At 57.0% G+C, this 13,876-nt stretch carries 13 protein-coding genes; 5 read left to right on the forward strand and 8 right to left on the reverse strand.

Features of this window, described 5'->3' with window-relative positions; translation table 11 throughout:
• Positions 1-109: 109 nt before the first annotated feature.
• Positions 110-1,342 carry a TRAP transporter substrate-binding protein gene (locus tag MGEO_RS02650; RefSeq protein WP_085635127.1) on the reverse strand — a complete coding sequence of 411 codons (1,233 nt, stop codon included), beginning with the start codon at positions 1,340-1,342 and terminating at the stop codon, positions 110-112.
• Positions 1,343-1,447: 105 nt separating this feature from the next.
• Here MGEO_RS02650 and MGEO_RS02655 point away from each other — a divergent pair, with 105 nt between their 5' ends.
• Positions 1,448-3,079 (forward strand): GMC family oxidoreductase, encoded by a 1,632-nt coding sequence (locus tag MGEO_RS02655; RefSeq protein WP_085635128.1) that lies wholly within the window; start codon positions 1,448-1,450, stop codon positions 3,077-3,079.
• Positions 3,080-3,092: 13 nt separating this feature from the next.
• Here MGEO_RS02655 and MGEO_RS02660 read toward each other — a convergent pair whose 3' ends face one another.
• The 7 genes from MGEO_RS02660 to MGEO_RS02690 all read right to left on the reverse strand — a co-directional run bounded on the left by MGEO_RS02660 (position 3,093) and on the right by MGEO_RS02690 (position 9,467).
• Positions 3,093-3,941: a fumarylacetoacetate hydrolase family protein gene (locus tag MGEO_RS02660; protein WP_085635129.1), complete on the reverse strand. Its 849-nt coding sequence runs from the start codon at positions 3,939-3,941 to the stop codon at positions 3,093-3,095.
• Between the two features lie 44 nt (positions 3,942-3,985).
• Positions 3,986-4,513 (reverse strand): NADPH-dependent FMN reductase, encoded by a 528-nt coding sequence (locus tag MGEO_RS02665; RefSeq protein WP_085635130.1) that lies wholly within the window; start codon positions 4,511-4,513, stop codon positions 3,986-3,988.
• A gap of 13 nt (positions 4,514-4,526) precedes the next feature.
• Entirely contained in the window at positions 4,527-5,837 is a 1,311-nt protein-coding gene (locus MGEO_RS02670) for a TRAP transporter large permease (RefSeq protein WP_085635131.1), read from the reverse strand.
• On the reverse strand, positions 5,834-6,283 hold the full coding sequence (locus tag MGEO_RS02675) for a TRAP transporter small permease subunit (protein WP_085635132.1): 450 nt from the start codon (positions 6,281-6,283) through the stop codon (positions 5,834-5,836). The genes MGEO_RS02670 and MGEO_RS02675 overlap by 4 nt, the downstream gene beginning before the upstream one ends.
• A 120-nt stretch (positions 6,284-6,403) precedes the next feature.
• The gene (locus tag MGEO_RS02680) at positions 6,404-7,453 is read right to left on the reverse strand and encodes a C4-dicarboxylate TRAP transporter substrate-binding protein (protein ID WP_085635133.1); all 1,050 of its coding nucleotides are present in this window, start codon (positions 7,451-7,453) and stop codon (positions 6,404-6,406) included.
• 50 nt (positions 7,454-7,503) lie between these two features.
• Positions 7,504-8,649, reverse strand: a complete 1,146-nt coding sequence (locus MGEO_RS02685) for a CaiB/BaiF CoA transferase family protein (protein WP_085635134.1) — start codon at positions 8,647-8,649, stop codon at positions 7,504-7,506.
• Positions 8,650-8,654: 5 nt separating this feature from the next.
• Entirely contained in the window at positions 8,655-9,467 is an 813-nt protein-coding gene (locus tag MGEO_RS02690; protein ID WP_085635135.1) for a citryl-CoA lyase, read from the reverse strand.
• On the opposite strand from MGEO_RS02690, the gene MGEO_RS02695 reads away from it, so the two are divergent.
• From MGEO_RS02695 to MGEO_RS02710, 4 genes are all read left to right on the forward strand, one after another.
• On the forward strand, positions 9,466-10,455 hold the full coding sequence (locus MGEO_RS02695; protein WP_233139539.1) for a dioxygenase family protein: 990 nt from the start codon (positions 9,466-9,468) through the stop codon (positions 10,453-10,455). The two genes, MGEO_RS02690 and MGEO_RS02695, sit on opposite strands and share 2 nt — an antisense overlap.
• Before the next feature lie 3 nt (positions 10,456-10,458).
• Positions 10,459-11,262, forward strand: coding sequence for an IclR family transcriptional regulator domain-containing protein (locus MGEO_RS02700; RefSeq protein ID WP_085635137.1), 804 nt, complete (start codon positions 10,459-10,461; stop codon positions 11,260-11,262).
• Between the two features lie 88 nt (positions 11,263-11,350).
• Positions 11,351-12,787, forward strand: a complete 1,437-nt coding sequence (locus tag MGEO_RS02705; RefSeq protein WP_233139542.1) for an amidohydrolase family protein — start codon at positions 11,351-11,353, stop codon at positions 12,785-12,787.
• 47 nt (positions 12,788-12,834) lie between these two features.
• A complete protein-coding gene (locus MGEO_RS02710) occupies positions 12,835-13,857 on the forward strand; it encodes a uroporphyrinogen decarboxylase family protein (RefSeq protein ID WP_085635259.1) in 1,023 nt (340 codons plus the stop codon).
• Positions 13,858-13,876: the final 19 nt, after the last annotated feature.

Consider the following 13,876-nt stretch of genomic DNA (forward strand, 5'->3'; position numbering starts at 1 on the left):
GGCCCCTCCTCCCTTAGGTTGGACCCGCCGGGTTGATCCCGATCTGTCGGTCCGAATACGAAATCCTGTCCCGGTGGCCGGGACAGGATGTCAGGCTAGCAAGTGCGTATCAGCCTTTCCACCAGCGGCGGGGCTCCACGTTCTCGGGCAGCGTATCTGCATCGATCTCGCGCGCGATGTTGTAGATTTCCTGATAGGTATCGAGGCCACCGGCCCAGCCGTTGAGGCGCTCGCGCCACTCTTCCCAGAGCTGCGGCTGGTATTCGGGCGAGCACATTTCCTCGGCCTTCTTGATCTCGGCATCGTCGAGGAACGCCACACGGACGTCGTTCTCGGCAAAGATCGTTCCCGGCATCTGCGGATCTGAGAAACCGACGGTTTTGACCAGTGCAGCTTCGTTGGCGGCCTGCACATGGGTCTGCGCCCAGTAGGCGGACTCCATAACGGCATCCTGCAATTCGCCACCAAGGCTGTCGAAGATAGACGCGCTCATTGCCGTGTGCTCGGTCCCGCAGAAGAATTTGAGATCGACACACTGGCTGACTACAGGCGACATGTTGGCGTAGGCCACAGCCGATGCCCATGTCTCCGCACCATCGATGAGGCCCTGCTTGAGACCGTCCAGCGTTTCCTCCCAAGCGACTGGCACAGGGTTGAGGTTCAGCGCATTCATTGCGATCCGGCCAAGCTGAGTACCTGTCACGCGGTTCTTGGTTCCGAACAGCTCTTCCAGCTTGGTAACTGTCGGCTTGTCCTGCCACGACAGACCCAGTTGAATGCCGCGCAGTTCAGCATGGCTGAACAGGAACTTCAGACCGTGACGCTTTTCATAAGGGTCGCGAAGAAGTTCCTGGCTCTTCGGGTGATACAGGAAGTGGTACTGGTCTGCGCGGCTGCGGAACATGTACGCATAGTCCAGCACGTTCAGGTAAGGCGCGCCGCCGGCCGAGTTCTGGGTCGAAGCCGCATAAATGTCAGTGATGCCCTGCTGGGTCTTTTCCACACAAGACAGCTGACCGCAGATCTGGTTGTTGCCGATGAATTCGACACGGATTTCTCCGTCAGTCCGCGCTTCGATATCGCGCGCAAACTCAAGAGCCCCGGCGCGTTCGATCAGAAGGTTCTGTGGATTAAAGCCTGCCGCACCAAAGGTAAGCTGGAACTTCGGCTCTTTCGCGAAGCGACGCTCATAGGTCGATTCTGCCGCCCGCGCGAGGTTTGCCGCGGTCATTGCCCCGCCAAACGCCCCCGCCGCGAGCAGCGTCGAACTCATCCCATAAGTTCCTGCGATCCTGAAGAAATCTCGTCTCGAGACTCCGCGGATACGATCATAAACTGCCATTGTCTCCTCCCACTTTAGCAATTATTGAGATCTTTAGTTTCAAAAAAGGCTAGACCGGTATTATCCATTTGCATAGAGTTTTTTAATCACCACAGGGATTTCGACGTGGAAGCAGACTATGTGATCGTAGGCGCCGGCTCTTCCGGTTGTGTCTTGGCAAATCGGCTGAGTGCACGTCCGGATATCAAAGTGGTGCTACTGGAAGCAGGCGGGCGCGACCTTAATCCATGGATTCACATCCCGGTCGGTTATTTCAAAACCATGCACAACCCCTCGGTCGACTGGTGCTACCGAACCGAACCCGATCCTGGTCTGAACGGTCGTCAGCTGGATTGGCCCCGCGGCAAGGTTCTGGGTGGCTCATCGTCCTTGAACGGGCTGCTCTATGTTCGGGGCCAACCGCAGGACTATGACCGCTGGGCACAGATGGGAAACCCGGGTTGGAGCTGGGACGAAGTCCTTCCGCTGTTCAAGAGATCCGAGAAACAGGAGCGCGGAGCGGATGAGTATCACGGTGATCAGGGTCCGCTGTCTGTCTCGAACATGCGACTGCAACGCCCGATTTGCGATGCCTGGGTCGCAGCAGCCCAAGAGGCTGGTTACCCGTTCAACCCCGACTACAACGGCGAAACACAGGAAGGTGTCGGTTACTTTCAGTTGACGACCCGCAATGGTCGGCGCTGTTCCAGCGCGGTTGCCTTCCTGAACCCAGCGAAGTCGCGCCCGAATCTGACAATCATCACAAAGGCTGCGGCAAGCCGGATCGTGTTCGATGGAAAACGCGCCTGCGGCGTCGCCTATCGAGACCCCTCGGGGACCGAGCATGTCGTAAAGGCCAACGCCGAAGTCATCCTCTCGTCCGGTGCGATAGGTTCGCCCCAATTGCTGATGGTATCAGGTGTCGGAGAAGCGGATCAGCTTCGGGAACACGGCATAGACGTGGTTCAGGATCTGCATGGTGTGGGCAAGAACATGCAGGACCATCTTCAAGCCCGGCTTGTGTTCAAGTGCAAGGAACCCACCCTCAATGACGAAGTGCGAAGCCTGATCGATCAAGCACGTATCGCTCTGAAATACGCATTGTTCCGATCAGGACCGATGGCAATGGCCGCCAGCCTTGCGACAGGTTTCATGCGTACTGGTGATCACGTTGAAACTCCGGATATTCAGTTCCACGTGCAGCCTTGGTCTGCGGACAGCCCCGGCGCTGGGGTGCATCCATTCTCGGCTTTCACGATGTCGGTGTGTCAGCTTCGTCCCGAGAGCCGGGGGGAGATCCGGCTGGCGTCCTCGGACGCTGCTGTCTACCCCAAGATCCACCCAAACTATCTCTCAACAGAGACCGACTGCCGAACAATTGTGGAAGGTATCAAGATTGCCCGCCGTATCGCGCGTTGTGAGCCGCTGACCCACAAGATCTCCGAAGAGTACCGCCCGGACAGCTCTCTTGACCTTGATGACTACGAGGGAACGCTCAACTGGGCGAGAAACAATTCCACGACGATTTACCATCCGACGGGCACCTGCAAGATGGGGCCAGGGCGGGACGCAGTTGTGGATGCGCGGCTGCGCGTTCACGGGATTTCCGGGCTGCGGGTGGCGGACTGTTCCATCATGCCCGAGATCGTCTCGGGCAACACCAACGCACCTGCAATCATGATCGGCGAAAAAGCATCTGACATGATCCTTGAAGACCGAAAAGCGATGGCAACAGGCTCGTTGAGTCACGCCAACTGAACCAAGACGGCGCTCAAACCATCGGTTCGTCGATCACTCCGTTGGCCAACAGCCCGACATTGGAAATTTCGACTTCGACAGACATGCCCGGTTCGAGAAAGAGCTGCGGCTTGCGATAGCGTCCGACACCGCCGGGCGTGCCGGTGACAATGATATCTCCCGCCTTAAGCGTGATCACGTGTGACGCGTAAGCGATGATCTCGGGAATGCCGATGGCCAGATCCGAAATCGGGGCATGCTGTTCGACGTTTCCATTCACCCGCGTGGTCAGTGTTTGGTCGCGGATATCGCCAACCTCATCCGGCGTAACCAGCGCAGGACCCATCGACCCGGACCGTTCAAAGCTTTTTCCGGGCCAGAACTGGGTCGTGTGGTTCTGATAATCGCGGACAGAACCTTCGTTGAAGCACGAATATCCTGCGATGTGATCCCATGCATCGGCTTCACTGATGTGGCGACCATCCTTCCCGATAACCAGCGCCAACTCGCCCTCGTAGTCGAATTCACGGCTTACACTTGGCCGCTCAATCGGCGTTCCATGCCCGACGATTGATTCAGGATAACGGATGAACAGAGAAGGATACTCGGGCTTTGCCCGACCGGATTCGAGAATATGCGGAAGATAGTTCAAACCGACGCAGATGATCTTGCTCGGGTTGGGTATCGGCGGCAACAGCTTGACGTCGGCAAGCGAGAGCGCCTGCCCAACTCCACTCAGCGAATTCGCGGCACCGGCAGACAACACACTTTTCAAATCGCCAAACGTGTCGCCCAGCACCGCGCCCGCGTCGAGAATCTCATCGCCGTTCAGAGTGCCATAGGAATGCCGCCCATCTTTCCGCTCAAAACTCACCAGCCGCATATTTCGTCCCTCGTCTTCATTTCTGTTGATTTTGTTGTCGGCGTTCAGCCGAGGCTTTCGATGAACCCTGCGAGTTCGGTTTCAGCAAACCCGAGAATTGTCTCATCCGTCATCATGCCATCCACGATTTTTGCGTTCGCTTCCGGAACAAGCACCTCCTTGCCGCTATGCACTCGCGCCAGCATCCCGTTGAGTATGTATTTCAGGTGCGCCTGTGCGCGAACGCCGCCCAGCACGCCACCGGACACCGTGACGACAAAGCAGGGTTTGTCCTTGAAAACAGATGCGTAGGCAGGTCGCGATGCCCAGTCGATGGCGTTCTTGAGGACGCCGGGAATACTGTAGTTGTATTCCGGAGTAACGAAGAGAATGCCATCTGCGGCGCCGACCTGACTGATGAATTCAGCAACTGTCGCATCGTCCGTTAGATCTGCATTGTAGTGGGGCAAACGCCCGACATCGGCAGTAATAAACGTCGCGCGGTCGCCAAGACGATTCACGATTGCTCGCGCTGTTGCACGGGCGGACGACGCCTCTCTCAAACTGCCGGGAATGACGAGAATTCTGCTCATTTGAACCTCTGGATTAGTTCTGTGCCAGCCACGTGGCGATGGATGGAAAGACAACGATCACCGCAAGCGTCGCAAGCATCGCAAGAATGAAGGGGACCGCACCACGGAAGATTTCTCCGACCTTCAGATCCGGATCATCCATCGCGGATTTAATGGTGTAGACCGACAGCCCGAATGGCGGAGTCAGTAGACCTATTTCAACGGCGATCACGGTAATCACACCGAACCAGATCAGATCGAACGCAGCGGCGTCTGCTATTGGCAAAGCAATCGGAAGAACGATCAGCATGATTGAGATGGAGTCGATCAGGCATCCCAATGCTACGATCAGGACAATGTAGGCGACCAGAAATCCGTAGGGGCCGATATTGCCTGACAGGAACAGTTCCGACAGTTCACGGGGGACGCCAGAAAGTGCAAGCATCCGACTGAAAAACGTCGCGGCGAGGATCAGGAAAAGAACGGAAACCGTGATCTGACCTGTTTCGACCAGCAGTCTCCAGAAGGTGGCCCGATCAAGCGAGCGGCGCATCACCGCGATGACCAAGGCACCGAAGGCCCCTGCTGCGCCGGCCTCAGTGGGGTTGAGAAAACCTCCGTAAAGTCCCCCCAGCACGACGACCATCAAGGAGAAGATCGGGATGGATTTCCGGATGACATCGACCAATCCGATATCATCATAGGTGGCGTCGTCGTGACCTTCGAACACGAAACTCCGCTGTGACCAAGCCAACAGGAGGATGGTGATCGTGAACGCGACCGCCAAGAGAAGACCGGGACCAATGCCCGCAAGAAACATCCGACCGACCGACTGTTCCGCAAGAACAGCATAGACGATCATCAAGAGTGACGGCGGGATCAGCATACCCAGCACAGAAGACCCGGCGACGACTCCGGTCGAAAAGCTGCGTGTGTATCCGTGTCGGCGCATTTCGGGAACAGCAATACGACTGAACACGGTTGCCGACGCAATCGATATCCCGGTGATCGCCGCAAAGACGGCATTGGCGAAAACAGTGGCGACGCCAAGACCTGCCGTGATGCGCCGTAGCATCTTCTGAAACACGTCAAAGGTGTCTTTACCGACGCCTGACACGGTCACCAACAGCCCCATCAGAACGAAAAGTGGAACAACTGCAAAAAGGTATTCCTCAAGGCTGTCATTCGCGACTTGTGTCATCATTCTGATGGCAACGGTCTCATTCCTTATGAAAAGCACGCCGACGCAGGAGACGGCCAACATACCAATCCCGATAGGCATGCCGATCAGGATGAGCAGGACGAGAACCCCGATGGCGATCAAACCTATGTCGAAGGGAGTCACCGCGCGTCACTCCCCATTTTGCGCAGAGCCGACAGAATTCGAACAGCGAACTCGATGGCCGCAACGGCAAAGCCCGCAAGGATCAGCACGCGGAACGGCCAGGTTGGCAGAGTCGCCATTCCGGTAATCCCGATGAATTCACCCGCTGACACATCCTTTTCGACCACGCGGATCGATACCCAGGCAATCGTGCCAAGAACGACAGCACCGACGAGATCGAAGATACCGTTCAAAAGCGCTCCTGCTCGCGGGAAGCGGGCGGAAAACGGCACGATGAAGACTTCGGTTCGGGCCAGTCGTCCTGCCCGCACTGTGGCTGCCAGCTGCAGCGCGACAAGCGTCACAACAAGAAGGGCACCACCCTCCGAGATCAGCGGCAGCGAAGCTCCCATGGAGTTTCTCGCGACGATGTCGGCGCAAATGATGACCATCAAAATGCCGATCATCACTGTACCCGTCGCTGCAAAGGCTTCGACAAGCCTATGCCAAACCCGTTCCAGAGCGGTGTCAGGCCCCTTCCCTTGTGGGAAGGAGCGATTGTCGTCAGGCACACTCAAAGCGTGACCTCACTTGTCCCAGTCTCGCAACGGCGTTTCACCCGCGTCGCGGAGCCCCTGAAGATATGCGGCCAGAAACGCATTGGCCGGGATCCCGCGGTCTTCGAGAGGCGCCGCCCAGTCGGCAGCGATGTTCGGCAATTTACCCACCCATTTGGCGGTCTCGCCCTCGGGCATCTCGATGATCTGGGCGCCCAGTTCGACCATTTTATTGAGAGCAAATTCATGCCGGTCGACAAGATCCTGACCGTGGCTGGCAGTATAGTATTTGCCAGCCTCAATCATTGCGGCCTGCACCTCATCCGGAAGCGAGTCCCACGTGTCGCGGTTGATGGCCACTGCACCCGAGAACACCGATCCGCCATCGAAGCGCGCGATATACGGGGCGACCTCGTAAAGCTTGATCGGCAGAGCCCCAAGAGCAAGCGACAACACACCGTCGGATACACCGGTTTGGACGTCGGTGTAGTATGTTGTCAGAGCGCCATCGACGGCGTTTGCACCTGTCCCGCGCAGCCAGTTGCCCAGAACGCCGGGCGCCGAGATCTTGCGCCCATTCAGGTCATCAATGCCGGTGATCGGATCTTTCAGATAGAAATCGTAAAGGTCCGTGGCCGTCAGTCCGAGAACCTTCAGGTTGTGTTGCTCCCACTCATTTCGGAACGCCTCATTGTTCTCGATGAGGTCTTCCATGACGTCGAGCAGGACCGGCGGGTTCGACGTTGCGAAGGGCGCGTTCGAGGATGCCTGACTAAGCGGCAGCTTAGCCTGCTCCAGGAACGAAAAGACCCATCCGACATCTGTGATGCCTTCTTCCACAGACGTCAGCGTGGCGTTGGCTTTGTAGAGCTGTCCACCGAAGGCGTCGTTCCATTCGATCTGATAATTGCCGGCCTCGGCCAGCAATTCATCGGTTTTTGACATGAAATGGCTCTGGATCATACCGACCCAAGGAACCACTGTTGGGTGGCTCGACGCAACGGTGAGGTTGATAGTTTCCTGTGCGTGAACAGGCAGAGCCAACACTGCGCCCAAGAGCGCACCGCGGAATAGTTTCATGTTTTTCCTCCCATTTTCGCGGCCCTCCAGCCGCTTCCGTTATCTCCGGCTCAACTTGCCTTTCTGCGTGCAAGCTCAGCCCGGATCTCATCGCCGTGTTCGTCCAGAACAGGGGGCGGTGACACCTGAAGTTCGGGCGTCCCGTCGAAAGTGTAAGGCGGACGTACAGTGGTGAATGTTCCTAGCTCGGATGACGGTGCCTCAACCTTGATATTCAGGTGTTGCGCCTGCGGGTCTTCCAACGCCTCGTTGGAATCGTAGGCAGGCGCGTGCGGCACCTCATGTTTCAAGAGCAAATCGCACCAAGCATCCCTTGGTTTTGCTTTGAAGATGGGTGTGAAGTGCGCGATCAAGTCATCCTGATGTTTGATGCGCTCGAGCCGTTCGGCAAATCGTGGATCATCCTTAAGATGTTCCTGCCCCGTGGCCGCCAACAAGCCCTCCCAGAACTTCGTTGGCGAAGACATGTGGATCGCAACCCATTTTCCGTCAGAGCATTCGAAGGTGTAGGATTGAGAAACCACCGGGCGTGACAGTGGCCCCATGATCTCGTTCACAGAGAAGTAATGGGTGAAACTGTCGAGGTTGAAGTGACACATCGCTTCCAGCATGGAGATATCGATGCGCCGCCCTTTGCCGGTCTTGCCGCGCTCGAGAAGAGCAGCAAGGCACGCCATGGCCGCGTATTGCCCGGTCACAGCATCAGCGATCGCAGGGCCAATAACACGTGGGTTGGTTGGCGGCGTGAGCAAGCGGAGATAGCCACTCGCGGCTTGGGCCACTGTGTCATAGGCCGGCCGATCCCGCGACGGGCCAGACGTGCCGAACCCCGAAATGGCGCAATAGATGATATCAGGACGGACCTTCCGCAGATCTTCTTCACCCGCTCCCAGCTTCTCGGCGACGCCGGGACGGAAGTTCTGGATGAATACATCTGCTGTCGAAACCAGATCGTGCAGGACAGCCAGATCCGCGGGGTCTTTTGTATCCAACGCAATCGACCGCTTATTGCGGTTATAGGTCTGGTAATGCGGTGAGTAGAGGCCGCCCTTGAAAGCGCGAAACGGGTCACCCGTCCCCGGGCGCTCCACCTTGATCACATCAGCGCCCAGATCTGCGAGATGCATCCCGGCTGCAGGACCTGTGATGTAGGTGCCCAGTTCAACAACGCGAATGTCTTTCAGCAGTTTGACCATCGGGTTTACTCCGCTGCCTTTGAATGGCGCTTGGACGGTTTGCCGTCATACGCAATGGCCTGGTCGGCCTTGTGAGACATGATGAAACCAATGGAGCGCTGCGCCTCTTCGAAAAGGTGCGCAGAAAGCCCTGCTGCGCGCGCCAGCAAAGGCACTGCCTTAATCGCATCAAGCGGCCAACCCGCATCAAGAATACAGGCAGGGATCGCACCCGACACGTTTATCGGCAGAGGGCGCTCAATGATCCCAGGCGCGTGCTTGCCGAGTATCCGAAGCGTCTCAATGTATCTGCCGGTCACACCCAAATCATCGGCAATCGCCAGCAGCCGGTCTGCTCGTGGATCGCCACCAGAGTGTTGGGGATGGCCAAGACCAGCAACCTTTTGCTTCTTTACCTTGTGCTCCTTCAGGCTGGCGATGGCCGCCGCTTCGATGTCGGTGCCATCCGTTTCGGCCCTGGCAATGACTTCCGCGAGATAACGGCCCGCCGACTCGGAACTCCCGGCAACCACGCTACCCATGCCGAGCAAACCAGCCGACATCGCACCCTGCCACGCATCCGGACCAGCCGCGAGCGTCATTCGTGCTGCCTGCACAGAGGGTACAAGCCCATGTTCAGCGATTGCGACAAGACACGCGTCCATCATGTCACGCTGTGCGGACGTCGGCTTTTCACCAAGTACGAGCAGCCAGAAATAATCCGTGAAATTGATCCTTCCGATCAATTCGTCGCACAGGTCATACCCCCGCACAGTCACGCTGTCGGCGTCAGAAGTCGCAATTGCTGTGAACGATTGGTCTTGCTTTCCGATTCGCATGAGTCTCTCTTTTTTCGCATTACGAAATTTTTTGCTCTTGTCGAAAAATATGGATGGTTCTAGGTTCTGGTCAAGTCAATATGTCGCGGGCTCGGAACGAGCGTTTGGAGCGGGAGGAAAATTAATGCGGGATATCAACGAGTTCACCATCACCAACGCGGTGAAGAAAACATTCAAGACCGAAGAGGGAAGTCGCTTCGAGCAGCTTTTGCACAGTTTTCTGGATCATCTGCACGACTTCACCCGCGAAAATCAGATCACCCATGAAGAGTGGATGGGTGTGCTCAATTTCCTTTATGATTGCGGGCAAATCTCTACGCCGGAACGGCACGAGTTCATTCTCTTGTCTGACGTGGTTGGGTTCTCTGCGCTCGTGGACATGATCAACACAAGAGGCGGCGCAACTGAGGGCTCGAACCTTGGCCCGTTCTATCTGGACGAAGCGCCACGCAAAACCTTGGGCGCGGACCTCTCTGACGACAGGGAAGGTGTTTGCGTTCTGGTGCACGGCAAAGTGACGGACACGCTCCACAACCCGCTTGGCGGTGCCATCGTGGACACTTGGCAGGCAGACGCGGCTGGCACCTACCCAATTCAGGAGCAGGAACAAGGCCAGGACAAATTCGATCTGCGAGGCGTTTTCGAAACCGACGAGCATGGCCGCTATTACTATACAACCGTGCTTCCCAAACCCTACACCGTCCCCTACGACGGACCGGTTGGAAAGCTCCTGCGCGCTGGCAACCGACATGCATGGCGCCCGGCCCACCTGCACTACATTGTTCGCGCGCCTGGAATGAGTTCGATCACGACAGAGATCTTCTTCGAAAATGCCGAATATCTCGACAATGATGCCGTCTTCGGTGTGCGCAAATCGTTGATCGCAAAACTCGGCCCAGCCAAAGACGTGGACGTCTTGGGCTACAAACTCGACAAGACTCCCGATGCGATCTGCGAATTTGATTTTGTGCTTGCACCGGAAGGATGATCGTTGACGCAGACTACCGAAAAACCGGCGGAATTTGTCGAGGCTCTGGCCAAAGGCATCGCGATCCTGGAATCCTTCGATGCCGACAATCCAGAGATGACGTTATCAGAAGTCGCGCGGCGCGTTGGCCTCAGCCCTGCGGCAGCCCGTCGATCCCTAATGACGCTAGAAACCCTCGGCTACATCGGGCGCAAGGAAAAGCGGTTTCACCTGAAGCCGAAATTGATGGCGCTTGGATCAGCATTCTACTTCACAGCGCGGGTCGATGAAATTCTTCAGGAAGACCTACGCTCAATCGTGGAACGGTTCGGGGATGCCTCCTCAGTCGGCACGCTGGATGGCGGTGACGTCATCTACGTCGCGCACCACTCTGTTCAGCGTGCCAGACGGGCCGCCGCGGTCGCCGGAGCCCGCTATCCAGCGTATGCGACCTCGATGGGCCGAGTCCTGCTGGCGGCGTTGAACGACGACGAGCTCGATCAATACCTAAACGAAGTGCAACCGCAAAAACTAACATCTAAGACCTGCACCAATACCAAGGCTCTGCGGGCGGAACTGATGGTTGCCCGCCGCGACGGATATGCAACCACGGTAGACCAGCTGGATTATGGCATTACGGCTCTGGCCGTTCCCATCCGCGATGCGAAGGGAAAGACCATCGCTGCGCTCAATACCTCTGGATACACCGGGTTGACCTCACCAGAGACACTTGTCGCTGAACGCCTGCCGGCGCTGCAAGAGGCGGCATCGCACATCGCACATCAACTGACCCGCTACCCGACACTTCGCTCGGCGCTTGGCGGTTAGAAACGTTTCAGGGAGGAAACAACAAATGTGCAGACTCTGCAAACCAACGACGCCAAGGGCACTCTGTCCGGGCGTTCCGGCGTTTATGATGGCCCCGGCTGAAACCGCATCCGGCGCATCTGCAGCACAGGCAGCCAACCCCCGGATCACAGCTGCACCTCTGCCCGAGCTCTCCGGTGAACCCGGCACACGCATACTGATCAAGGGTGGCGTCGTGATGTCTGTCGACGATGCGGTCGGCAATTTCTCGAAGGGTGACGTGCTGATCGAAGGGTCAAAGATCGTTGAGGTCGGGGCCCACATCGAAGCGTCCAATGCGCACGTCATCGATGCAAGCGGCAAGATCGTGATGCCGGGCTTCATCGATACGCATCATCACCAGTTTGAAACAGGGCTGAGATCATCTTTGGCGGATGCCATTGTTGTAAACGATGGTCGGCCCGAAAACTCGAAAAACTACTATGAAACGATGCTGCTGAACTTCTCGCAGCACTACCGTCCGGAAGACGTTTATATCAACGAACTTTACGGTGGACTTGCCCAGTTGGATGCCGGTGTCACGACCGTAATGGACGTTAGCCAGATCCACCATTCTGCGGACCATTCCGATGCTGCGCTAGAAGGTCTTCGCGACGCCGGGCGCCGTGGTGTTTTCGGTTATTTCGAAGGCTGGTGGGACGGCAAGGAATACCCCGGCGGCGCCAAGCGCATTCGGGAACAGTATTTCTCGTCCGATGATCAGCTTCTGTCCATGGTGATGGGTGGAGAAATCTACATTGAGGGATACGAAGACGCCTGGAAGATCGGTCGCGATCTTGACCTTCAGATCGCGCTGCATGTCGTCACAACGTTCGGCATGACCCCGACCTTCGACGAACTGGCCAAGAAGGGCGTATTCGGCCCGGACAACATTTTCATTCACATGACCGGAATGACGGATGACGCATGGAAGGCCGCAGCAGACGCGGGCGCGCATGTATCGCTGTCGGTTCCGATCGAAATGCACATGCGCCACGGCGAGCCACCGATCCAGAAGGCCATCGACCTCGGCATGTCTGTGTCTCTGTCATCTGACGTTGAGTGCACGATGTCGGCTGACTTCTTCACGCAGATGCGTGGACTAATCACACTTCAACGGATGCGCGCGAACGAACGCGCGTTGTCGGGTGACGAAAATTTCCCAAGCCTGATGAAGTCGTATGATGCCATTCGCCATGCCACCATTGAAGGTGCAAAAGGGCTGCGCCTCGACAGAAAGACCGGATCCCTCACACCGGGCAAGGAGGCCGACATCATTCTGCTTGATGCCGAAGCCATCAACGTCGCACCGCTGAACAATGCCCCGGGTGCCGTCGTGACACTTATGGATCGGACCAACGTGGACACAGTGATGGTCGCCGGGAAAATCCGCAAGTGGCAGGGTAAACTGCTTGGACATGACCTCGACAAACTGCGTCGGGAGCTTGAACAAAGCCGCGATTACATCTTCGAAAAGGCCGGTGTCGACCGCGACCTCTTTTCCTGAAGACATGCCTCCGGGCGCAACCGATGCGCCCGGCACAGGAGGACGCCATGCTATTTCCCACAACGCTCGTCGGAAGCTATTGCCAGCCAAACTGGCTGATCGATCGCGAGAAACTCAAAGGTCAGTTCCCGCCACGCACGCGCGCCAAAGAGCTATGGCGCATTCAGGAACCTTGGCTGAGGGAAGCTCAGGACGATGCCACGCGGATCGCAATCCGGGATCAGGAACTGGCCGGGCTGGATATAATCACGGATGGCGAGATCCGGCGCGAGAGTTATTCAAATCGTTTCGCGACTGCGCTGGACGGGCTTGATCTTGATGACTACGGAACGGTCATGACACGCTCGGGAAGCCCTGTTCCAGTTCCGCGCATTGTTGGCAAGATCTCTCGAGCGCGCCCTGTCGAGGTCGAAGACCTTAAGTTTCTCCGGGCGAATACTGACCGCAAAATCAAAATAACGCTGCCCGGTCCGTTCACCATGAGCCTGCAGGCGCAGAATGACTACTACGCGTCAACAGCGGATGCCGCGATGGACTATGCGCAAGCGGTAAAGGAGGAAATCGCTGATCTCTTTGCAGCCGGCGCTGATATCGTGCAACTTGACGAGCCTTGGTTGCAGGCGAAACCCGAAGTCGCTGAAGAGTATGGGATCGAAGCCATCAACGCAGCGCTCGAGGGCGCGGCCGGGACCACGGCTGTTCATATCTGTTTCGGTTACGCAGCGATGACCAAGAAGCGCCCAGATGGCTACTCGTTCCTGCCTCAGATGAAGAGTTGCACATGCAACCAGATCAGCATCGAAACCGCGCAGGCCAATCTCGACACGTCGGTGCTCGAAGACCTGCGTGGCAAGACCATCATGGTCGGCGTTCTTGATCTGTCTGACATGGCAATCGAAACCCCGGAAACAATCGCCGCTCGCATCAGACGTGCGTTGCCCTATGTGGATCCAGAGAACGTAGTCGTCGCACCGGATTGCGGGCTGAAATACCTCCCGCGTGATGTTGCCTTTGGAAAAATGAAGGCAATGGCGGACGGTGCGGCAATTGTTCGGGCCGAATACGGCTAGAACAGGGGAAGAACCTAGA

The organism is Marivita geojedonensis (assembly GCF_002115805.1).
GTDB classification, from domain to species: Bacteria; Pseudomonadota; Alphaproteobacteria; order Rhodobacterales; family Rhodobacteraceae; genus Marivita; species Marivita geojedonensis.